This window comes from Vallitalea sediminicola (genome assembly GCF_054408565.1).
In genome coordinates, this window is the sequence record NZ_BTPT01000017.1 from 50171 (window position 1) to 75575 (window position 25405).

The window sequence follows — 25405 nt, forward strand, 5'->3', positions numbered from 1 at the left end:
TATGGTACACAAAAGAAAGTGTATTAGTCTAATACTTATAGTTGTATTAATGCTTAATATCTTTAATATCAACTCTTTGGCTACAGGTAGTGGAAGTAATAAAAAAGTTGAAATATCAGACTTTAATCGAGACGGTTTCCAAACCTTCCGGTTTTATGTATCTTCAAAAATAAGCTCATCCAAGTATAAATATAAAACAATTGGATGGAAAGTACATATAGCTCCTGAAGGTACAGATGAAATATCTCATGGTGATATTCCTTTTCAATTTAAAGACAAAACTAACGACCAAGTAAATCTTGAATTGATTGATATATTTAACACAGCTGGTGTACCACAGATATATCGTGAGGTAGGAGGTAAAATTGAAGCTGATGCTATTCAAGTTATTTTAATTAATGGTATTCCAATGGGAACTAATAATAAACCAGTCGATCCTTCTAGCATTACTGGATGGGAGAATGATACTTCTGTTTTATTAAATAATTCGAATGTAAAAAAGTTTTCTGATCTATATTTTTTTGATAAAGAAAAAAACAAATTAACTAAAGCAATAATAACTGGATTACCTAATGGTTTAAAATGGAGTGATCCAACGCAATCCGATTTACAAAACGCTTACTATGATCATGTAGAAAATTATAAACCCGTTGCCGAAGCTGTTCCCGTAACACTTAACTTAGAAGTAACCTCTTCACTTGATGAACAAACCCTTGATATGTCAAAAGGTGAAGGACAGGCAATTGTTAGGATTCATGCTAGTGGGAAGATTGATCCAGATGAAGAGAAAGGTCAAATATATGCAGAGAACTATAACAACATACGCTACATTGCCATTTCAATAGGAGATCAAGAAAAAAAACTATATCCTGGTACAGATTTTACAAGCTTAGACTATGCCACTGACTTTACTTTCACCTATCTACCTAACGATATTGAGGACGGTGATAGTGATATGAACGATGAAGTTAGAAAAGACTATTCAGGTAGTAGTGTTCATGTTGAATATAAGAAAAAGTATTTTGGTGATGCAGTAGCTAAAGCAGAAACAGATGTTATCAAAAAAGCACCCATCCCCGATGGTGACCCCCTAGCGATTCTTTCAGCCCCCGACCAAGTACTAGTAGGAGAAGAAATTCTTGCAGATGGTACAGGTTCTATTGCCCCTAAAGGAGCAACTATAGTTAACTACCAATGGAAAGTAGAAACCAAAGCCTTACCTACAGAAGAAGGAAAAAAAAGCATTAAACTAACCTATAATGAGCCTAAAACTATAACTATTGCTTTAACCGTTACAGATAGTAACGGAAAAACTGACACAGCCATGAAAGACGTTGTCGTTAAGAAGAAAGCAAGTCCACCCACTAATTGGTCACCATCTGTTACGCTTACAGGACCCAATATTGTAATGCAAGGTGACAGTCTAACCCTTAGAATAAGTGCAACGGATAAAGAAGATGGAATATTGAAACCTACTCTTAGTAAACCATCTTGCTTAACACTTGATAGCTCTCCTAGAAATGGCGAAAACTCAGCTAAATTTATACAAAGTGGCATCTTTACTGTAACCGCCAAAGCAACGGATAGTGGTGGTAAGAGCGATAGTGCTAGTATACAGATAGAAGTGTGTCCCCCCAAGCCCTTAGCCATTATAAGCGAAGATGGAGATTATAAAATAGGTCAAACTGTTATCCTAGACAGCTCAAAGTCTAAAGCAGTAAGTAAGACATATCCTATTGATTGGACGTTGACTAAATGGGAAATAACACCCCTTGGAAGTTTAAAACAAGAAGATGTCTTCTATAAAAAACTGAATGATAAGGAAATTGCTTTTACTTCAAAGAAAACTGGTAATGTAGAGATATCGTTAACTGTTACAAATACATTAGGTTATTCAAATACAAGAACAATACAAAGAACTATTGTAGGGGATACACCACCAAAAGCAGATTTTTCATTGATAAAGAAAGTTTATCGAGACAAAGATAATGACAAAAAGGCTATTGTAAGAGCATTTGATATGTCTTCAAGTCCTGATGGGGATTCTATAACCAAAAGAGCATGGTTTTATGCCTTTGATAGTGATAATGATGGTATTTTTTCTGATGAGACATGGTATTACAATAATGGTAATACATGGGTAGATTCCAAGACCTCATATGGCAACATATTTAGTTTTGCCGATACTGTAGAAACAGGAAACTTAACTGATGTGACCGTTGAAACTAAGCATGTCGGTAGATATAAGTTCGAGTTAAAGGTATATGAAGAACACGATAATAGGCTTTTAGAATTTGTTGACTCTTCATATATACTTACAGATGATACAAAAAACAAACCTGGTACAGAATGTATTGCAGAAGTTGATAACATTGCACCAGTAACAGCTGTAAAAGTAGATGTTAGTAACAATGATGTCTATGATATAGTTGTTGCAACGGACTACAAAGATATGGATTTGATTCAATTACAAACTCAATTAAATTTGTTAAAAGCTGAAGGATTCGCTAATAACAAAGAATTTAAAATACATATGATAACGGATAAGGTGAAAACTGGACAGCAACATAAAATTAGGAATTACTATACCTATGCTAGAAATATCTATCTCTCTTACTATTTAGAGAGCGGAAGGTATGAGTTTTCAGGTCCAGGTGGTAACAGTGAAGAAAACTATAATCATGATTATCGCTCGACAACGATTCAATATGAAACTACCCAAGGGTATACAATGCCTACAATTTCATTCCAAAAAGGGGATAAAGCCGAATGGCAAAGAGGAAGTTTCTCAAAATCAGGTGACGGATATGAAGAATCAGGCGTAGAATTTCGGTTTTTTAATCCTGATAATAAAATAGGTACGTTGTCAACAAATAGAATAACAACCCAAGGATGGATGCAAGGTATTAACTTTTGTCAGACATGGAATAACATAAGAGTAGAAGATGAAAATGTTAATATTACTAATCATTGGTCACGAACATCATCCTTTACACCCCATGATTTCTATTATGATATTCATTCCATGGATTTCTCAAAGGTAAAGGATATCCCTTATACCAATGATAGTAAAAAAGTATTTCTCTGCTTTACAAAAGGAAATGGATATGACTATGAAAACGAAAATGGATACAATTATTCAGTAACCAGTCTTACAAAAGATTTTATGGATTATTTGATCTATAATGATTTTGAGACATATGTTATAGCACAAAATAAGGAAATGTTGGATATACAATTCAATAATAATAATTATTCAACGGATGTTAATAATCAATATGCATCTTTAAGAGAATTGGCTCACTGCTCTCCAGTACGTGGTAAATACGTTATAGGTAATGCAAACACTGATATATGGCAAGACCAATTAACACATATAACTAAAAAAAATGTTGTGATGCCTAATAAAGTGACAGTTGAAAATAATGTTGTCACATATGAGTTTGATGAGAATTTCAAAGAAGGAGAAGAACTGGATCTAACTTTACTACAACAGGAGCTTAAGATTTCTGATTTGGTAGGGAACAAACTGGAACTACCTAAAATTACTTATAAAGTTAAAAATGAAGATAATGGAATCAAGCAATTATCTAGCCTGTGTTTTACAAATCCTACATTACAAACACAATTGAAAGAGGATATTGAAATCATTAAAGTTACTGATGAAGTAACTATTTATAAGGATAATGAGAAAATTAAGATTGCCATAACAGATAAAGAAAAAGCAAAAGATAAATTTGGAGATAATATAATGGAGCTTAACAGCTTCGATTATACTAATGTTAAAGATATCTGTACCTTAAATAATTTAATCGTTATTTTATATGATAATGGTACTGTTAAGGCATATGGCAGTTATGTAACAAATCATTATTCAGCATATAAAATAGATGAAAGTAAATGGACAAGTATAGATAGATTATTTTCCACTAGGCAGGTTGTTATAGGATTGAAAAGAAATGGTTCAATAATACTTTTAGGTGGATATCAGGGTTCTTATTCTGGAAATTATTATGATAATGTAGAGACACAAAATAACAATCATTATTATGATGGAGTAGCGTTACAATCTTCAGTAGTAATGTTATATAGAAACGAAGAAGGAAATATAAGATATTCAAGTTATGGAAGTAGTTACATCCGATTTTATCCAGATGAAATAAAAAAGAAATTTCATACAGATAACTATAAACTAGTAGGAAACAGCTTAAGCAATCAATTAATCGTAAAAATCTATAATAATTATTATAGATCTGATGATTATAGTTTTACTAGTCCAATAGAAGAATTGGGAGGTATTAATAATGTTAAAAAATTAATACCTATCAACTACAATGATTTTATAGTTGTTAAGCAAGATGATACCCTATATTTCTCAGAATCACTGAGAAATAGATATGAAAGTATGAGTTATTACCCAGGGTTAATGTCAAAATTAAATAATCTTGGTAAATTCAAGAATATTACTTTTATAGATTCAGATGCATGGATTACAGGGACAAACGATGAAGCTTTTATAGGAAGTTCAAATAGGAATAGTTGTAAAACTCTTATTACTAGATATATACCAATTGATGACATTAAAAAAATAATACCTGGAGGTGGTTATGGTTACGGTTATGATGAGATGATAATTATAATGAAGAATGGTAAAAGATGTTATTCGAGTGGTTATATCCATTCTATGTTCGTTCCATCATCCGCAAAATATTATTTTGTCGATGATAAAGGTGTTTCCTATATGAATGATAATGGTTATTTCTATTCATCCATAGTTCCATATTATACTCAAAACGGTTGGACAGAGTATAACTATCGTAAATTTAATAGAAAATTCGATAAAGTTGTTAATTGTGGCTTACACATAGGACTAATAGGTATTCTTGATGGACGAGCATCTGTCTATCGTAAAGATAATGAGGACTATTATCGTTTAGACTCTGTGAAATATTATAGAGATATAGTAGATATAATACCGAATGGTAGCCAACAACCTTGGGTATTTAAAAAAGATACAAATATATTTAGAGATAGAAATATAAGCAAATATATTGTAGGTAATTATAATAATGGAAAATATAGTGGAATCTTTGGATTAGATGCAGAGGGTAATGTATGCTATAACACTGAGAAAAATGAGTTAATAATCATTGAAACTAATGTAGAAGATATCTTTAAGCTTGAAGGAGAGATAATCTGTCTTAAAAGAGATGGAACACTCAGTAAATACGGTGAAAGTAAACACTTTGAAAAATATGATGGAATGTTTATTACACCAAAATTTATTACCTTAAAATTAAAAGATAGAAATGAGAAAGTTTGTATATCTAAGAATGGCGTTCAAGTTGGATATATAGGTGGATTTAATAATAAAATTGAATTCAAACAATTTTTGAGTTCTACACAAATTCATCTAGGTAAACACTTAAATAATGGAATTTCATTTAAGTATAAGATTTTTACTGATGATGAAGATTCCATTGAAGAAATATTATATAACCAAGAATTAGATAGTACATGGTTAGAAGTAAAAGATAAAGATATCATATCTGTTGAAGATGGGTATTACATAGGGGTTATAGAAGTTGATTCACTAAATAGAGCTGTAAGATATAGTTATATGAAAGCTATAGCAGAAAACCTATAGGAAGGGTGTTTAATATGAAAAAGAATAAGCTATTATCTTTTATATTAGTAATTATGGGTATTTTTCTATTATTTAATATACCCTCTTATGCACAAGACATAATAGAATGGAACGGAAGAATACCTATACCACAGAAACAGAAATTCAATTTTTCTGTTCCAAAGATCAATCAGTATGAATCAAATGAGGACTGGACATATTGCTCTATATATTCATCTGGAATACAGCTCCAAATACTAAAGGTAGAAGAAGGCTACAATGAGAACTATTGGGAAATAACATATAAAGGTACTGGAACTATGTCAGCTGGTACAATATGGGGTAGTAACAATTCAAGAACTGCCAATATAAGAATTAATAATCATAATATATATTGGGACGATAGTAATTATGGTGAAAATTCTAAAAGTCATTCCCTTGATGGAACTGAACATACTATGAGTGTATCAAAAGACTATTATAACCCGATGCAATTGACAATATCATACAGTTTGTATGCCAGATCCTCTGATCATCGTGTAGATTCAAGTCGCACGCAACATTTTAATATGAATACATCACCGTATGTTGCAAATCAGATTGATAGAAAGCATATGAACGGAAAAGATAGTACATCTATTACGGTCAAAGGAAAAGTGCGGGATATAGAACAAGATGATATCACCGTAACTGCTGAAATAAAAGATGAAAACCGTCAAACTATTTTAACTAAGACAAAATATATTGATATACCTAATAAAGAATACGGACAAAACTACGATTACCAATTCACATTTAATTTATCGGAATTTACTACGGACGTAAATGGAAAATTATGTGTTACAGCAAAGGACCATTATGGAGATACCTCTGCTGCAAGTTATCCTATTTATATTGATAGAATTGATCCTATCATATCAACAAATGATAATCACATTATAAAAGGCGGAACGAAAATGAAAATTTCAACAAACGAGCCTTGTGATGTTTACTTATTAAAAAACAATAGAGACTATAACTTGTTTACAGATGTAGAGAATGCCCTATCTATAGATGGATATAGAATAGGAAATTGTGATGAAACTGCTATTTTACCAATATCTAGTGCAATTACTGGAAGTTATAGATTGTATGCAGTAGATAGAGGTAAAAATGTGAGTAACCCTTTCAAAAATATTATACAGATAGATAGTCAAAAACCCGAACTACTAGACGTTATAGTAGAAGGTAACAAAATAAAATTTATCTATGAAGAATTAATGAATCCTAAAATATCTGCAAGTGATAACCTTTTACTTCCTATAGGAAATATCATATCTTCTTCTGTATGTATACTCTCAGATGAAGACCGAGTAGACTACGAATTCATATTCGACGATTACGAAAGTGATGAAAAATTCACAGATAGATTTGTTTTCAGTGCTTTTGATAATTCTATGTTTACCAATCCTAATGGCATTCCAGACATAGTAGGTAACACAGCAACCACAATAAACTCCTTTCATGAAGTCGGCAGATATAGTCTAGAATACCAAGCCCAAGATACACCTATAGAACCTACCCAAAACAATTTCTCAAATTATCGTAAATGGAGTAATAAGAATAATATAGATTTATTAGTTCATAGAAGACCAATTGCTAACTTATCAGTAACAGCAAGTATTCGAAGTGGTAAGTGGATTATTAACAATATTAATGGTAGTGGTTATGATTTAGATCATATGGATATGTCCAATAAAGGTATTGTAGAAGAAAAATATGAATGGAAAAATACATCAGATACTAAATTCACTTTAGGTAAAATGCCAAATGGATTACCTACCAAAATAAATAATAAAGATACCAATTATATTATTAAATATATGGTAAAAGATATTGAAGGGGTTTGGAGTAAACCAAAAACATTTATTCTTAATCTAAGTCTAAAATTTGATGCTGAACTTAAATGTGAAAAGGGTCAGCCTCTTAATCATGTGTCTACAGATCAAAACTTAATCACTTTTAACGCTACTACTACTTGTCCCTACGGAGTACACCTGGAACTTGCATTATTTGACGAAGACGGAATAGAACAAATTTTAGAAACAAAAAAGGTTAATTTCACTCAAGGTTTAACCGGAAATAAAATAGGAACTAATATTTTGTGGAATGATATAAATTATTACATACCTAAAGGCACTAAAGAAGATTGGTATAAATTTAAAGTGACAGCTATATCTGATGATGGTCAACAATTAACGAAAGAATGGCGAGTCTATCTAGTAAATAATACCCCACCAACAGTAACAATTTCATCTAAATTTCCAACTTTTATTTATGAAGGAGATAATGTATCAATAAATATTGATATGAATGATGCTGATAAAGATGATCTTAATTTACAGATTGAGCTTTTTATGATAGCGCCTATGAAAAAATCTATGAAAATTGATAACTATAAAATTGGTTATAATTCTTATAATACCAATTCATTTACTCAAAATTATATCAATCTTGAATTGGGAGAGTACAAAGTAGAGGCCATAGTAGATGATGGAAATGGAGGTACTGCTAAAGCTACTTGTAATCTGAAAGTCAATGATTTATCCCTAGAAGGCATGGTTACCCATACTCCTATATGGAATGAGAACAGAATAAAATATAATCAATCTATAACCCAAACAGATGATAGTCCTAGAACTAGTAACACTTTTTGGTCAGGGGAACGATTCTTATTAGGTTCAAAAACAACTCCAATCAACAATACTAGTTCTGTGAAAGCTAATTACGTACATGTGAAAATTCTATATCAATCACCAGATATTTTCACCTACTTGGAACATGATAATACTACATCCCAATGGTCAGGTAAACTGTGGAATAAAGATATGATACATAAATGGGGTCTAAAATCTCCAGAAAATCTAACATTTAGATTCACTGTAGAATATAGTAATGGTCACAGTGAGATAGATGATGTAATAATTACAGTTGACGATACTGATGGTTATTGGCAATATCATAGGAAATTCTAATTACATAAAATAATTTCAAACAAACCATTAAAAATCAATAAATATTTTTAGGCAGGAAATACTCAACATCAAGTATCTCCTGCCTAATCTAATGGGATTGTTATAGCAATATTAAATTAATCTACATAAATATTTTGATCTCTGTTAGGTCCTACTCCAACCATAGTTACCTTAGCACCACATAATTCCTCTACTCTCTTAACATAAGCTTTTGCAGTCTCTGGTAACTCATTATATGAACGAATGTTAGTGATATCTCCCCAACCATCCATTTCTTCGTATACCGGTTCACATTTAGCTAAATCTTCAAGGCTTGCAGGGAATTCTTTTACTAATTCGCCATCTTTCTTGTAAGCAACACAAATCTTAACTTTATCAATGTCAGCTAATACATCAATTTTATTAAGTGCAATAGCTGTAAGACCACTTGTTCTAACCGCAAATTTACCGATTACAGCATCAAACCATCCTGTTCTTCTAGGTCTTCCAGTAGTTGTACCAAATTCATGTCCAATATTTCTTATTTGTTCACCCATTTCATCAAATAACTCAGTTGGAAAAGGTCCTTTTCCTACTCTTGTAACATAACCTTTCATAACTCCTATACAATCGTCAATTAAAGTAGGTCCAACTCCTGCTCCTACACAAACACCACCTGTTACTGGATGTGATGATGTAACATATGGATATGTTCCAAGGTCTATGTCAAGTAAAGTACCTTGAGCACCTTCAAATAATACTTTTTTACCTTCTTTGATTGCATCAAATACAATGACTGTAGTATCTGCAAAATATGGTTCAAGTTGTTTTAAATAACCTCTATATTCTTCAATTACATCATCTGCATCAAATTGAACGTCACCTTTATATACATTTTTGATAATAGAATTTTTGATTTCTACATTTTCTCTTACTTTTGCTTCAAATATTTCTGGATTAAGATAATCACACATTCTTATACCAGAACGTTCTACTTTGTCCATGTAACATGGACCGATACCTTTTTTGGTAGTTCCTATATCACTCTTACCTCTGTATTCTTCTTTAATACCATCAAGAGTTTTATGATAAGGCATTACTATATGAGCTCTAAGACTTATTCTTAAACTATCAGTAGAAATACCTTTGCTATGTAATAATGATATTTCTTCTAGAATACCTTTTGGGTCAATAACAACACCATTACCAACAACACATAATGTTCCTGGGTATAGAATACCTGATGGTACTAAATGAAATTTATAAACATCATCATTAACTGTTACTGTATGACCTGCATTGTTTCCACCTTGAGAACGTACTACCACATCTGATTGTTCAGATAGAATATCAATGATTTTTGCTTTTCCTTCATCGCCCCATTGGGCTCCTATAATTACTTTTGCTGACATATTTATTTCCCCTTTCTAGAGAGAATTGTTTTTGCAGTAATGATAAATGATACAGTATTATACTCTTGTTGACTCTGCACCATCACCAGCTACAATAGATTATTGATACCAGTTTCAAAATTATTAGTTAACTCTATACGTGATGTCCACCCCGTATAATAAAAAATCTATATGGAAGTACCAGACTAAAATTACCTGGTACGGCATCTCTTAATACAATTTCACTGTTTTACACTATTAACAACAATTACATCATATTTATTATTACCCATACTAACACCTTCTATAAAATATTTTCATTAACTCATACAAGAAAAGAATCTATACCTCTTCTTCCGTAAGAAGTTTCAGTCGTTAGGAAAGTTTTCTTTTCATATACTTAATTAGTAGCACTTTCATATAAGATGAAATTAGTTATATTTCATATAATTAATAGAATAATTTTCTATAGCAACAAATAGGAATTAATAAACATAATCCTCTAAAATTTTAACAGAAACAGAAAATAAAATCAATAGTTTTCGAACATTTTTTTATTTTTTTTAAAAAACATTCGTTTATAAAATGACAGCAATATCCTCTTTACATTTTACCCCACTTTCTATTATACTATACATAAGAGATAATATGTGAGTTGCATATAAAAGTATATTAGATTGTAACTTTCTTTTTTAATATGTAGGCAAGCAATTAATGTATATTGAGTTTTATTAATTATTTGTCACATCAAATTCAATATATAAATGATTAAAGGATATGTGCTAGGTTAAAACTTAAGCATATATAGGTCAAGTATTAAGGAAGTGATAATATGAAAATTGAAAAGGTAAGTAATGCTCAGATTAGATGTACTTTAAGTAAAACTGATTTGACAAAAAGACAGATTAAAATTAGCGAACTTGCATATGGGACTGAGAAGACACAAGAATTATTTAAAGACATGATGGCACAAGCTTCAGATGAATTTGGTTTCGAAGCTGATAATGTACCTTTAATGATTGAGGCAATACCCCTTTCAAAAGAAAGTATAATGTTAATAATTACTAAAGTTGATAATCCTGACGAATTAGACGACAAATTAGCTTCTATTCCTCAGCAAAACATACGTAATTTTAAGAAAAAAGAAGTTGCAGATAATAACGACCAAACAGCTAACAAAGAAATTAATCTTAATACAAAACAGATTATTTATTCCTTTAAATCGCTTGACGAAGTGATTAAAGTAGCCCAGATTATAAGTCCACTTTATGATGGTCTTAATTCATTATATAAAGACGAAACTATTAATGAATATTATCTTGTTATTCACAAATCAGATAATGAAAATGATGCTTTTATAGGTCTTAACGGTTTCTTATCAGAATACGGAAATAAAGTACCTGCTACTAATATAATGGAAGTATTCTACGAAGAACATCATGAAATTATCATAAAAAATAATGCAATTCAAATATTGTCTAATTTATAAACAAAAATAAGGTACCCTATTATATGCCTAAGGGTACCTTATTTTATATCTATCTTGTATTTACTCTTTAGATTCTAAAAAAGAGTTGATTTTGTTAATTAGTTCATCTATATCCATTCCGTGTACAAAAGCTGCTTCTTCTAGTGTTTCTCCTTGAGCAGATGGGCAACCAATACAATGCATACCTGCTTCCATTAAAATAGGAATAATGTTTTGATTTACTGCAATTATATCAGCAATTATCATGTCTTTAGTTACTTTTGCCATAGCATTTACCTCCTTTTAATAGTATTAGTCGTCATATACGTCTAATCTGAAGTATTTTGTTGCTAAAAATTTGAAGTACCAACATCAAATTTTAATTAATTACTCAACTTTTCCACTTCAATATTCTATGCTGGTAAGCTAATTAAAAGGCTTTGAAGAATAAAAATATAGGTGTTTCTTCTATCTTTTTATTCTGCGAACCAAACCTATAACTCTTAATTTAACTGCATTAAATTAAAGGTGGAAAAGTTTAGTTAATTATAATATAAATTCTAATTATTTACAATAAAATTATTGTAATTATTTTAGGTTCTTCTATAAATGTCAACACGGTATTTATATAAGTCTGGTCTATAATAAGATTCTTCATAAAATAATTTTTCCCCATTTTGAGTATAGCTTATACCTGTTATCTTTAATAATGCTCTAGCTTTTTTCATGTTAAATACTTTCATCATTATATTATTAGCGATGCAAGCATCAATATCACAAGAAATATTCTCTACTTTATATCCATAATGTTCTTCTAAAACTTCATATAAAGATTTGCTTATGTCATATTTATGTAAGCCCAGACATCTATCTTTTTGTATATATACTGTTTCTAATGCCATAGGAAGCTCATTACCCAGCCTTAATCTTTTTAGCTTGTAAAATTTTGTATCATAGGGTACTTCCATAATATTGCTAATATCTCTAAGATTATAAACTGTAGAAAATTCAATGATATTGGTACTAGGATTAAACCCTCTTTCTCTTAAGGTATCCGTAAAACTCTTAACATTTCTTTGGAGAAAATTAGGTGATGAAACAAAAGTACCTCTGCCCTTTTCCCTATATACTATACCTTCTTTTACCAGCTCATTAATCGCTTGTCTTGCAGTCATCCTGCTGATATTATACAATTCACAAAGTTTCCTCTCTGATGGTATCTTTTCCCCTGATTTAAATTCTCCATTATTAATCTTACAGTATATATCTTTTTTAATTTTTTGATACTTAGTTTCTATTTTCTCCATTATCTTCACCCCAAATTCCTTACCATTTTTAGATTATATATACATTCTACCATTCTATTTTTTTAAGTTCAATATCTTTTGCCAATATCTTTTACTAAATAATAATGATTATTTTGTAAAAATGTCTTGACGTGTATACAGTATCCATATATAATAAGGCTATAAATTATACAGAGTATTTTACTCACACAAAAGTATACTTTATAAACTACTAAAGTTTCAAACCCATTGAAAATGTTTTTACTGATTCTTGTTATTTATAAACGTTGAATTCAATAATTGCTATATAGCCAACAATTATTTAGATATCTATTCAACTTATATAATCAAGAAAGATATATCGAATTCATTGAAATAATGTATAGATGGTTAAGTTCAATATATATAGCTAATAATAATTATAGCAATTATTAACTTTGGTAACTGTATTTTATTAATATAAATCTAGAAGGAGGTCATTGACCATGAAAGATTATTGGAAAAATTTTAACACTGGAAACTGGGAAAAAAATATTGATGTAAGAGATTTTATCCAAACAAACTATAAACCATTTGATGGTGACGATTCTTTCTTAGAGGGACCTACAGAAAACACAACAAAACTCTGGGAAGAAGTATCCGAGCTGACAAAAGAAGAAAATAAAAAAGGTATATTGGATGCAGAAACAAAAGTGCCTTCATCTGTAGTATCTCACGGTCCTGGTTATGTAAACAAAGATTTAGAAAAGATTGTTGGATTCCAAACTGATAAACCTTTAAAAAGAGGTATAATGCCTAATGGTGGTATTAGAGTAGTTAGAAACGCTCTAAACGCTTATGGTTATGAACTTGACAAAGAGACTGATAAAATTTTCACAAAGTATAGAAAGACTCATAATGATGGTGTTTTCCATGCTTATACTGATAACATGCGTCAAGCAAGACATTCAGGTATAATTACAGGGTTGCCAGATGCTTATGGAAGAGGTAGAATAATTGGTGACTATAGACGTGTGGCTCTATATGGTACTGATTTTCTAGTTGCTGGTAAAAAAGAAGAGAAAAAACAATTAGAAATGGATTTCATGGAACCAAATGTCATTGTTCTTAGAGAAGAAATATCTGAGCAAATAAATGCATTAAAACAATTAACAGAAATGGCGGCTATGTACGGACATGACATCAGCAAACCTGCATCTAATGCTGAGGAAGCTATCCAATGGACATATTATGGCTATCTTGGCGCAATAAAAGAGCAAGATGGTGCTGCAATGTCATTAGGTAGAGTTTCCACATTCTTAGACATATATATTGAAAGAGATTTAAATACAGATGTACTAACTGAAAAAGACGCTCAAGAATTGATGGATCAATTTGTTATGAAACTTAGAATGGTTAGATTCTTACGTACTCCTTCTTACAATGAACTATTTTCTGGAGACCCAACATGGGTTACAGAAGTAATTGGTGGAATGGGAATTGACGGAAGAACTCTAGTAACTAAAAATAGTTTTAGGATTCTTCATACATTAAATAATCTAGGACCAGCACCAGAACCTAACTTGACTGTTTTATGGTCTGAAAGATTACCAGAGAACTTCAAGAAATTCTGTGCAAAAATTTCTATTGATACAAGTTCCATTCAATATGAAAATGATGATTTAATGAGAGTATGGTATGGTGATGATTACGGTATTGCTTGTTGTGTATCAGCTATGAAAATCGGTAAGCAAATGCAGTTCTTTGGTGCAAGAGCTAACCTAGCAAAAGCATTACTATATGCAATTAACGGTGGTAGAGATGAAAAATCTGGAGATCAGATTGGACCAGAATTCGCTCCTGTTACATCCGAATATCTTGATTATGATGAAGTAACAAGAAAATTTGATGCTATACTTGATTGGTTGGCACAGTTATATATCAACACACTAAATATTATTCACTATATGCATGATAAATACTGTTATGAAAAATTGCAGATGGCACTTCATGATAAAGATGTCCTAAGAACATCAGCTTGTGGTATTGCAGGATTGTCAGTAGTAGCAGACTCATTATCAGCTATAAAGTACTCCAAAGTTAAAATTATCAGAAATGAAGAAGGATTAGCAGTGGATTATGAAGTAGAAGCTGATAGTTATCCTGCGTATGGTAATAATGATGATAGAGTTGACAATATTGCCAATGAAATAGTTGAAAACTTCATGAACAAATTAAGGAAACATAAAACATATAGAGATTCAGTTCCTACTATGTCAATCCTTACTATTACTTCTAATGTTGTATATGGTAAGAAAACTGGTAGTACTCCAGATGGCAGAAAAGGTGGAGATCCATTTGCTCCAGGTGCTAACCCAATGCATGGTCGTGATAAGAATGGAGCTATCGCATCCATGTCTTCAGTAGCAAAATTACCTTATGAGCATTCAGAAGATGGCATCTCTTATACATTCTCAATCGTACCAAAAGCACTTGGTAAGAATGAACCAACTAGAGTATCTAACTTAGTAGGTCTACTAGATGGTTATTTCCATGATAAAGGTCATCATATCAATGTTAATGTATTTGATAGAGAAACATTGATAGATGCTATGGATCATCCAGAAAAATACCCACAATTAACAATAAGGGTTTCTGGATATGCCGTTAACTTCATCAAATTAACAAGAGAACAACAATTAGATGTAATTCATAGAACATTCCATGAAAGAGCATAAAACAGTATGTTAAGCCATTCCTAAGGAGGTTATTACAATGAGTGTAATAGGGAAAATTCATTCTATCGAGACTTGTGGCACTGTAGATGGACCTGGGATAAGATTTGTAATCTTTATGCAAGGCTGCCCTTTACGATGTAAATACTGCCATAATCCAGACACTTGGGAACTAGGTGATGGCGAAGAAAAGACAGTAGAAGAATTAATAACAGAGATCAAGAAATATAAATCATATATGAAATTTTCTGGTGGTGGTGTTACCGTTACAGGCGGCGAACCATTGCTTCAAGGAAAATTTGTTAAAGAACTATTTATAAGATGTAAAGAAGAAGGTATTCATACTGCTGTTGATACCTCTGGATATATCTTTAATGACACAACTAAAGAAGTGCTGGATTATACTGATCTAGTACTTCTAGACATTAAATGTTATGATACTGATGCATACAAAAATATAACAGGTGTATCTCTAGATCCTACTATATCCTTTATGAACTATTTAGGTGAAATAAATAAACCTGTATGGATAAGGTATGTATTGGTTCCTGGATTAAGCGATAATGAAGAACATATAAAGAACCTATCTATCTTTTTAAGTAATTTTAGTAATATTGATAGAATTGAACTTCTACCTTTTCATAAAATGGGTGAATTCAAGTGGGAAGAACTGGGATATAATTACGAACTTGGAAATACCAAAGAACCAACTAAAGAAGAAGTTATTAAAGCAATGAGTATTATCAAAGAACACAATCTAGGTGTTGTTACTAACTGACTAATAACTTTTTAGTAATTAAATTAAGTTAATAAGCATTAGATTAAATTAATTTAATTTTTTAATTTAATGCTTGTATTATAGCTATTAATATATTAAAATGTAGCTGTAAGTTTTATAAATTAAATCAGGAGGTGCTTATAATATGGCATACGTAATTAATGATGAATGTATTTCATGTGGGGCTTGTGAATCAGAATGTCCAGTAGACGCTATTTCAGAAGGCGATTCAAAATATGTTATCAACGCTGACACTTGTATTGACTGTGGCGCTTGCGCTGGTGTTTGTCCAGTAGACGCTCCACAAGCAGAATAATAACTATTACTTATCATTAAAAAGGAGCTACTATAGCTCCTTTTTTAATATTAAAATATACCCTACCCCTTTGCCTTTTTTGATCTAAAAAATCTTCTATTTGATGAAGTTGCTGTTTCTTGTCTCATTTTTTGCATTTCTCTCATAGTTTCATCCAGCTTTTTGAATCTCCTTTCTTCCTTTTCTTCACGTTCTTCCAATAAAAATCTAACTTCACTTGATACTTCTTTTGTTAGTTGTTCTTTTAATATCTGGTTATTTTCTTTTAATGTATCTTCAAGGACACTTTGCAAGAATTCTTGAAATTGCTGAACCTTACTGCTTCCCGATTTAGATACTTCCATAGGAACTGCTTTAGATATTTTCTGTAATTCTTTATTAGGGGTCTCCTCTTCTTCACAGAGCTTGTCCTCTTCTAGAATTCCAGGCAACAACATTTTAATAGCTTTTAATTGGAGACCTTGTTCTTTTAGTTTTTTTACACTTTTTAATATATTTAAGTCTTCATCTCGAAAGTATCTATGTCCAAGTTCATTTCTAGGGATATTAAGCTCTAATTCTTCTTCCCAATATCTAAGCACATGGGGTTCTACATCCAATTGTTTTGATGCATCCGATATAATATAACGCACTTCCACCATGTTCCCCCTCCTATCTGTAAATTATTTCCATTTGATTACTATTATACCATATATTTACAATAGTTCAAGTCTTTTAAGTATTTTGAGAAAATAATCTTAATAGGTTAAGAATGAAAAAAGATGCTGTCCAATACATCAGCATCTTTCCATTAATATTATTATATTTCTATGCTTTAAAACCTCTAGATTCAACTTCATTTATTATTGTTTCATTAAGTGTGCCTTTTCCATATGTAAGCCCAGCATATAATTTCTGAGAATTTTTCACAAGAGATTGACTGTCTTGTCCCTTTGAAGCTTCTCTAAAACCGTCCAGCAATATATTGGCTATTTTCTTAACTTCTATCAATGGTTCTTTATTAAATTGGATTGAAGATTCTATTAGTTTTTTATTCATATAAATATATAGGGATAATAGATTCCTTGATATCTCATAGGACATATCTAAGGTATCCGTCAACTCTCTATGTAATTTGTGGATTTTGATCATGGATTGGTTATAAGTATCTTCATCCTGATTATCAATAGCCTCAATAGATTTATCAAGCTCCCCGATAAATAGTTCATATGTGATTATTAATAGTTGTTCTCTACCTGCATTAATAACTTTATTCTGATATATTTTCACTGTATCTTCTACCATTATAACATTCCTTTCGGGATATAATAAATACTGCTATTTGCTATAATCCTTTTATCCTTGCAATAATTGTAGGATAGATTGTGGTCTTTGATTAGCTTGTGCTAACATAGAAGTTCCAGCTTGAGCTATAACATTTCTCTGAGTGTATTGAGCCATTTCATATGCCATATCTGCATCTTGAATACGAGACATAGCTTCTGTCATGCTTTCTGAAGCTACACTTAAGTTGTTAACAGTATGTTCTAATCTATTTTGATATGCTCCAAGTTTTGCTCGAATACCTGATACTTGGCTGATTGCATCATCTACAGTACCTATTGCAAGTTGTGCACCATCTGCAGTTGAAAGATTAAGTGTATGTATTCCTAATGCCTTTGGTGATAAGTTAGGTATTCTAATTTCCATGAATTGTCCTTCATTAGCACCTATTTGGAGGTCTAATGGACCGGCGTCTAGGACGCTGATGTTAGTTTGATTACATAATACTGCTTTATAAGCATCTAATGCTTTTTTAGCAGTTTTTGTAGTTATTGCTCCTGTAGCTATAGTATTAATAATTTCATTATCTGTTTTACCCAAATGACTTTTGATAATATCTGATCCCGGAGACCCTAATATACTATCTGCAACATCCCATGCTTCTGTTAATATTGCATCATTAACACCTGACATATCAGGTGTACCTCCAGATGGTATTTTACTAGTTGAATGAGCGTAAGATTGTGCATCAGCTATACTCTTACCACTACCTAAAGCACTCATAAATGATTTTACATAAATATCTTTTTGCTCTGTCGTAACACCTACTACAACACCTGTGCCAGCTATATACGCTTCATTATTCTCTACTCTACCTTCAACAGCTTCAAATTTCATCTCAAACCCATTAATATCACTAACAGTTACAATATTCCCTTTGGTAGATACTGTTGCTGTTGGAGAAAAATCACTATTTTCATTATCAATACTGGCTTCTACGTCTTTTCCTGTAACAGTCTGTATACCTAAACCAAGAAAACCTAATACATCATTCGAACCTTTTAAATCTACTTTAAAATCCGAACCATATTGTTTTGATTCAAATTGCAATTTTACAGTATCATCTAGCTTAAATTTAGTTGAAGCACCCGAACTATCTATTGACTTCAGATTAACTCCTACTTTTTCAGCTAATCCTCTTAACTTAGAAAATACCATATTCTCATCATCGGTTGAATATATTTTTACTTCTTCTCCATTAAGACTAATTATTCCATCCTTCGTAATATCTTTACAAGTATCTGTTGATGTTATATTAGCTTTTGTTGCATCAGATATAATATTCAACTTATAATCACCTGGTTCAACCGTATCTGATAAGGATACTATCTGAGCAATATTATCAAAGTTAGGAAATGCTCTTCTATCAATCTCACCATTCAATAATTTTCTTTCATTAAATTCGATATTATCAGATATTCTCTGAATCTCTTTTTGTAGCTGTCCTACTTCTTCTTGAATAGCTTTTCTATCTTTGTCATCATATGTACCATTAGAAGCTTGTACTGATAATTCTCTTATTCTTTGAAGCATTGAATGTACTTCATTTAGTGCGCCCTCAGCAGTTTGTATAAGAGATATGCCGTCCATAGTATTCCTTTTTGCTTGCTCTAATCCTCTTACTTGCGTATCCATTTTTTGAGTTATAGCAAGTCCAGCTGCATCATCTGAAGAGTGGTTAATTCTAAGCCCTGATGATAACCTTTCCAATGATTTATCTAATTTAGAATTATTCATTGTTAATTGATGTAAAGCCCTAAGTGCTGGTATGTTGTGATTGATTCTCATTGTGACACCCCTTTTTTATTATATAAGAAAGTTCTACTTTCCAATTTTCTAAAATCTTTATCATTACTACTGTTACTTATTATGATTAAATCAATATTTATGATTTATATATTTTATATAATTAAAACACTGCCCTTTATTAAGTTACATATATTTTATCGACTTTTTTTAGAATTTATTTAGACATACTCTGATAAAACCCTTAGTCATTATTCATCATTGTTATGATTCTTTTTTTCATCTAAATTACCTATAAATTCTGCTAGCTTCTTAGCCAATATATAAATATCGCCATTAGGTTGATTTTTTTTAATTTCATTGATTTTTGTAGTTTCTATATTAACCACTCCTTGTAGGCATTAACCACCTATATATTACCCATAATATCGTTTATATGAGCATTTCAAAATTACCCATTGTATTATCCTTAGATGAACTATTAATTACCTGCTGTTTAATCTCCAAAGGTGTTTCAATCTGTGGAATATCGTATTTTATTGCAGATACATTATAACCCATATCTTCAATCATTACCTTTAGTTCTTTACTATAATCCATCAAATACTTTGTCTCGTTAGCCATGGTAGATGATATATTTATTTCTATTTCTTTATCATTCATTTTAACTAATGAATTGACTATTCCTAGATTTTTGGTTTTAAGAGATAACAGTACTTTCATAGAATTTTCATTAATAGTTTTATCTTTATCTATGTAATACATGTTAAGTTGAGTCATCTCGCCATTCAATAATATTGGTATCTGAACATAATCTTCTTTATCTTCCAGCTCTTTGTTCATATCTAATACCCTATTTATATCATTTAAATCATTAGTTAGAATAGGTCTCTTAGTTGGATTAAGTTCAAATGCTTCTCCTTTAATCTCGTTTAATTCTTTTTGTATTTCACTGTAGATATTTGTTATTTCATCTCCATTGGCGAGACGTTCTAATATACCGCTAAAAGTTTCTGTTATTTTGTTATTAATCTCTGTATCATTAAATTCTCCCATAAGATTTTTCAGCTTATTACTTAACTCATTGTTATCCTGCAATAAAGTACTTATAGTATTAAGATTTTTCAGGTTAACAGGTAGTTGTAGTTTCTGTAAAAATCTAATGGATTCAGAAGATGTGTTTTTCACTTGGTTAAGTTGTTCTCTTATTTTGTGTGTATTCAACTCCCTAATTTCACTATCTTCATCTATCATGTTCAATATCTCTTCTATTGGTTTATCCATTATTCCATCTTCTTCTAATAACTTTTTCAGATTATTAGGAGATGATTTTCTAATTAATTCTTTAATGTTATTTTCGAGATACTGCATATCAATGATATTATCTTTGGTTATCTGTAACTGAAACTCTTCTATGCTTTCCATAAGTTTTATATTGCTTTTATCAACCTCAAAACCAGCTTTTTCAAATGCTTGTTGTATCTGTTGTCGAATGGATTCACTATCATATTTCAAGTTCTCTAGTGCACCGAAATTATCATCAATATTGACATTGATATCTGTACGTTTTCCTCCAGTTTTTCTCAAATACTTTGCAGCTTCCATCAGGTTATTAAGCGACAAGTTCATATCCTTTTTGACTAGGAATCCTACTGCTCTTCCTTCTGATTTGGATATGGTATTAAGCATTCTATAAATACCTATCATGCTTTTTCTTTCTTTTTCAGTAAGACTTTTGTCTTTATCCATTTCATTTATGAATGTTGCAATTTTATCTGTTAGATCTTCTCCAATAAATTCATCAAAATCATTCATGTAACCGATAACTTCATTAATATTCATTTCTATTGGTGATAGATTATCTTTTATCATATGTGCAACAATATTAGGATGAAGTCTGTTCAACACAATGTTTACTTGTTGATCCATCAGCTTTATATTATTAATATTACTTTCTGAAATATCCATTTCATTGTGGGCTAAAATTTTAGCAGCCCTTATATTCTCAGGGTTGATATCTATATTTAAATCTTTTAAGATCGTTTCTAGCTGATTAAAAGTTTTTTTAATACTATCTCCAAGATCTGCTCTTGGTTTAGTACCTAATTTATCATACATATCTTGTAACATATTACTTTTATATGTAACGTTTTTATCATTACTTGTTATACCTTTTAATGTGAAGTCTACTGCTTTTTTCATTACTTGTCCAAGTATATTGGTAGATGTATTTTTTGCTGCCTCAACTGTTTCTAATACTTGGTTCATTTTATTTATATTAGAATCTGTAGTATTTACTCCTACTGATGATAATTCATTTTTCATATTAATTTTTTCTAGGTTTTTAAGTTCTTCAACAATTTGGTTCAGCGGTGCTGTATCAATCTTTATTCCGTTATTCATCATTCTATTGGCTGATTCAATAGTCATTTTTAGTCTAATCTCTTCAAGCTGTCTCTTAGCTGTTATGTATTTTTCTTGTTGATTTTCGGGTAATCTAATTTCTTTTTCTTCGTTATTAACCTTATTCTCGGACTCTTTTTCCAGATTATCCAGATTAATTGTTTTTCCCTTGACTATAAGTTTTTTAAGATCTTCATCTTTTACATTAGGCAAGTTATCTATAGTCTTTTTAACTTTTATCATATATGATTTGTTTTCTTCTACACCTTGATTGCCCTTGGATATATTATTAGTTAGTTCAATATCATCTATTTTTTTGTTATTAATAATATTATCAACTGCTTTATCCATTATTTGTTCTGGCTCCATATTTTTTTCTATGTCTTTTAGGTATAGGTATTTTTCAATATTTGCCTTATCTATTTCTATATCGCTTTTAATTAAAGTTTTAGCAGCTTTTATGGTTTTATCATCTGGATTGATATCGTTATTCTTAAGTATGTTTTTAATCTGTGGTTCTAATGCTTTTAATTCATCATTTGTTATAGGTTGATTTTGATCATTTGGATTATTACCATATGAACTATTACCACCATTAGAAACATCATTGGATTTTCCACTGGTATATTTGGCTTCATATAATTTTTCTACTGTTAATTCTATATTATTTTTAAGTACATTGAGTATTGCTTCTTCTTTCAATTGTTTAATTGCATCATATTTATTGAGTGCACTTCTTATTTTCATGATATTATACTCATTAACAGGCAGATTTTTTTCTTTTAATTTGCTTATTATGGATTTTATTTCTTCTTTACTACCAAAGATTTTGGAGTAACGTTCAATCTCTTTATTAATCTCTTCTTTTATCTTTTTAGTATCATCGTTCTTTACTGCTGATTTGTTCTTGGATACTATTTTTTCAAATAAATCTATGGTGATTTTTTCAAGATTATAACTTTTGCTGATAAGATTTTTTATATCATCATCTGTTACTTTTGATAGAAGTATCTCAATTTGTTTTTTGGTGTTATTTATTATATCTTGGTATTCATCTATAGTATTCTTATCTTTATTTTGCATGGATGTGATTATATCCATCATTTCTTTACTCATAGGTGTATTTTTGTTCCAGATATCTCTAAAAGATGTTATTCTACTATTTCTTTTTGACATTTCCTTTTCCTTAGAAACATATTTCAAACTAATCTTATCTCCTTTAGTTTCTTCTATTTGAAAACTACATGTTTCTCCTATGTTTTCTTTTATTTCAATATTACCGGGAACCATGATATCTCTTCCCATAACTTCTATCAATGTACCTTTTTCATTTTTATCTTTTACAAGTCCTTCAACATTATCTTTATTGTAATTGATTTTCTTATTAGAATCATCAATCTTGAATGTAGTACTTGTTACATCCCATATAGTGTTCATAGCTTAATCAACTCCGTTTTGATTCAATCGTTATTTTATATATCGGCATTTATCCTTTAATTATGAGACTGAAAAATAAAAGAGGATATGCATCGTTCCCACCAAAGATTTTCCTATAAGTTAAAAAAGAGACAGATTTCTCTGTCTCCCCTTTGACGATATATTAAATTATTATTTTACTGGTATGGCTAATATTTGTCCTTCATATATTTTATTAACATCTTTTATTACATCTTTATTCGCTTCAAGTATTTTATTATACTCCTTAGCATTTTTATAAAATTGTTTAGCTATCTTAGCTAAAGTATCTCCTGATTTGACTACATATATTTTTGTGTTCTCATCTTCAACAGGTGGTAAACATTTTGCTGGTTCTGGAAGAACTAATGTATCGCCAACATTTAGTTTGTTTCCTGTTTTTATGAAATAATCTTTATTAGCATTATAGATTGCTTGTTTCATTGAATAATCGCCATAATATCTTAATGAAATATTCCCAACTGTATCATATTGCTTGATTACAAGAGAAGTTGGCATTTGATTTTCTTCAACAGGTTGTTCTTTTTCCATGTCTGCATCATCAATTATCACTGAATCTGCATTTTCATCAGCTGTATTTTCATTACCTTCATTATCATCAGGTAAAATATCAATAATACTTTCGTCTACATCACCTTCAACATCTTCAGTTTCTTCTTTTTTATAATCTTGCAGATCAACATTAGATTTTGAAGTATTATTTTTAATCTCTGTTTCCATTGCTTCTACAGTATTAAAAGTCTTGATATATATTTTACCATTTTTAAGATTTGCAAATGATTTTACTTCCGCTTGTCCAATTGCATCCCTAATGATTTCTGCTAATTTATCGTCTCCACCTGATATTTTTAAGATAGGTTTGATAATCGATCCTAGTCCAGGTATCTTGTAAATCATATCAGTAATTATTACACCAACATCACCATCACCTAGAACATCATTAATAGATACTTCACTAACTTCTTTTTTCTCAGAACCATCTTTGTTTGTTTTAGCATTACCTTTTTTATCAGTTTTTGTATCTTCCATGTAGAATACTATATCATTAATGCTGTTCTTTATTTTATTCCTGGAACTATTGCTTATTGGATCTCCAAATGGTACTAATGCATTTATTCCATCTTGTATTCCGTCAGCAATCTCAAAAGCTATATCTGCTGGTTTTTCAAATTCATTCTTATAGATTACTTGAAGTTCCTTAGCTTCTGTATTGTTAATTGTTGCTACAAAAGCAACTTCTTCCTTATTAAGCGCTCTTTTTTCAGTAGGTATCTCAGTATCTCCAATTTTGATTGCAACTGAAAAATCATCCCTAACACCATATTTAAGCCCTGTTATCACTACCATATAATTTCCTTGTAGATTAGCTTTGTCACCATTAATGGTATATGTAAAATTCATTCCATCCACTGTATCACTTGGAACAATACCATCTTTGTATGGATCGATATCAACTAATGTATAATCTTTTAATTCATCATTGATGGCACCTGCTACTTTGTCCCCATATGCAAATGAATAAGGAAGCAGATTAGCTACATATTCTCCTATGTTAATGTCTCCTGATGTTTCTGACACTTCTGTGACTACGAAGTTACTCCAATATTCAGTAAGACCTATATCTTTTAATGCTTTCTTTAAATTCTTTTCTGCTTCAAATGGTAATTTTTTATCTTTAACATTGTTCCCATATGTAAAAATGCCTGTTTCTGTAGTCTGTACATTTGTTGCTGTACTAACATCCATATTTAGAACAGGTAATAAATCAAGTTCACTTAATTCAGGATTATCTTTTAACACATCATCCATAAATTCTGATACATCCTCTATTGCATTCTCTGTCCAATCTGTTGCATCCTCTATCGCATTTTCTGTCCAGTCTGTT

The 25405-nt window shown here is 30.6% G+C and carries 15 protein-coding genes; 6 read left to right on the top strand and 9 right to left on the bottom strand.

The window, feature by feature from the left end:
- Window position 1: 1 nt before the first annotated feature.
- Both ACX6CF_RS07645 and ACX6CF_RS07650 read left to right on the top strand, forming a co-directional pair.
- Window positions 2-5647 (top strand): hypothetical protein, encoded by a 5646-nt coding sequence (locus tag ACX6CF_RS07645; RefSeq protein WP_458784724.1) that lies wholly within the window; start codon window positions 2-4, stop codon window positions 5645-5647.
- Between the two features lie 14 nt (window positions 5648-5661).
- A complete protein-coding gene (locus tag ACX6CF_RS07650; RefSeq protein WP_458784725.1) occupies window positions 5662-8640 on the top strand; it encodes a hypothetical protein in 2979 nt (992 codons plus the stop codon).
- 116 nt (window positions 8641-8756) lie between these two features.
- Here ACX6CF_RS07650 and ACX6CF_RS07655 read toward each other — a convergent pair whose 3' ends face one another.
- Window positions 8757-10031: an adenylosuccinate synthase gene (locus ACX6CF_RS07655; RefSeq protein ID WP_458784726.1), complete on the bottom strand. Its 1275-nt coding sequence runs from the start codon at window positions 10029-10031 to the stop codon at window positions 8757-8759.
- An 811-nt stretch (window positions 10032-10842) separates the two neighbouring features.
- Here ACX6CF_RS07655 and ACX6CF_RS07660 point away from each other — a divergent pair.
- Complete coding sequence (locus ACX6CF_RS07660; protein ID WP_458784727.1) at window positions 10843-11499, top strand: adaptor protein MecA; 657 nt, start codon at window positions 10843-10845, stop codon at window positions 11497-11499.
- A gap of 60 nt (window positions 11500-11559) precedes the next feature.
- On the opposite strand, the gene ACX6CF_RS07665 is transcribed toward ACX6CF_RS07660, so the two are convergent.
- Window positions 11560-11766 (bottom strand): DUF1858 domain-containing protein, encoded by a 207-nt coding sequence (locus ACX6CF_RS07665; protein ID WP_458784728.1) that lies wholly within the window; start codon window positions 11764-11766, stop codon window positions 11560-11562.
- A 305-nt stretch (window positions 11767-12071) separates the two neighbouring features.
- Window positions 12072-12785, bottom strand: coding sequence for a GntR family transcriptional regulator (locus ACX6CF_RS07670; RefSeq protein WP_458784729.1), 714 nt, complete (start codon window positions 12783-12785; stop codon window positions 12072-12074).
- A gap of 464 nt (window positions 12786-13249) precedes the next feature.
- Between ACX6CF_RS07670 and pflB the strand changes: the two genes are divergently transcribed.
- From pflB to ACX6CF_RS07685, 3 genes are all read left to right on the top strand, one after another.
- Entirely contained in the window at window positions 13250-15481 is a 2232-nt protein-coding gene (pflB, locus tag ACX6CF_RS07675; RefSeq protein WP_458784730.1) for a formate C-acetyltransferase, read from the top strand.
- A 37-nt stretch (window positions 15482-15518) separates the two neighbouring features.
- Window positions 15519-16256 carry a pyruvate formate-lyase-activating protein gene (gene pflA, locus ACX6CF_RS07680; protein WP_458784731.1) on the top strand — a complete coding sequence of 246 codons (738 nt, stop codon included), beginning with the start codon at window positions 15519-15521 and terminating at the stop codon, window positions 16254-16256.
- A gap of 145 nt (window positions 16257-16401) precedes the next feature.
- On the top strand, window positions 16402-16572 hold the full coding sequence (locus tag ACX6CF_RS07685; RefSeq protein WP_458784732.1) for a DUF362 domain-containing protein: 171 nt from the start codon (window positions 16402-16404) through the stop codon (window positions 16570-16572).
- Window positions 16573-16634: 62 nt separating this feature from the next.
- Here the strand turns inward: ACX6CF_RS07685 and ACX6CF_RS07690 are convergent, their stop codons facing one another.
- The 6 genes from ACX6CF_RS07690 to ACX6CF_RS07715 form a co-directional block, all read right to left on the bottom strand.
- Window positions 16635-17213: a MerR family transcriptional regulator gene (locus tag ACX6CF_RS07690; protein ID WP_458784733.1), complete on the bottom strand. Its 579-nt coding sequence runs from the start codon at window positions 17211-17213 to the stop codon at window positions 16635-16637.
- Window positions 17214-17379: 166 nt separating this feature from the next.
- Window positions 17380-17856, bottom strand: a complete 477-nt coding sequence (locus ACX6CF_RS07695) for a flagellar export chaperone FliS (RefSeq protein WP_458784734.1) — start codon at window positions 17854-17856, stop codon at window positions 17380-17382.
- Between the two features lie 51 nt (window positions 17857-17907).
- Complete coding sequence (locus ACX6CF_RS07700) at window positions 17908-19683, bottom strand: flagellin N-terminal helical domain-containing protein (protein WP_458784735.1); 1776 nt, start codon at window positions 19681-19683, stop codon at window positions 17908-17910.
- 209 nt (window positions 19684-19892) lie between these two features.
- Window positions 19893-20030, bottom strand: coding sequence for a hypothetical protein (locus tag ACX6CF_RS07705; RefSeq protein ID WP_458784736.1), 138 nt, complete (start codon window positions 20028-20030; stop codon window positions 19893-19895).
- 43 nt (window positions 20031-20073) lie between these two features.
- A complete protein-coding gene (locus ACX6CF_RS07710) occupies window positions 20074-23481 on the bottom strand; it encodes a DUF6240 domain-containing protein (RefSeq protein ID WP_458784737.1) in 3408 nt (1135 codons plus the stop codon).
- A gap of 171 nt (window positions 23482-23652) precedes the next feature.
- Window positions 23653-25405, bottom strand: a 1753-nt coding sequence (locus tag ACX6CF_RS07715) for a LysM peptidoglycan-binding domain-containing protein (RefSeq protein WP_458784738.1), incomplete at its 5' end; no start/stop codon positions are given.